The sequence below is a fragment of the Bacillus sp. SIMBA_031 genome (assembly GCF_046535225.1).
GTDB classification, from domain to species: domain Bacteria; phylum Bacillota; class Bacilli; order Bacillales; family Bacillaceae; genus Bacillus; species Bacillus velezensis.
The window spans coordinates 1-244 of sequence record NZ_JAWRXC010000601.1; the positions used below are offsets into that span (position 1 = coordinate 1).

At 28.3% G+C, this 244-nt stretch carries 1 protein-coding gene; it reads left to right on the forward strand.

The genetic code is table 11. The annotated features are described in order from the left end of the window. Positions 1-244: hypothetical protein (locus SB724_RS21520; protein WP_410573073.1), on the forward strand; the 244-nt coding region annotated here is incomplete at both ends.

A 244-nucleotide genomic window follows, 5' to 3' on the forward strand; every position in this document is an offset into this window, starting at 1 on the left:
CTATTATTTATGATAGAAACTAATGGTTATATTACAGAAAATTGTTCAATATTTGATCCTGCATCCGGTGAGTATGGTAGAGTCATCCCTCCAGATAATTCTTTTCCTGAAGATATTAATATTGAATACAGGCTTACAAATAATGATAGTGCTATATGTATTATTGATTTATTTTTTAATATAGAAATTAATAAGATAGTTAGACGCGTAGTTGAACGATATCAAGATCGTTCTAGATATGGAT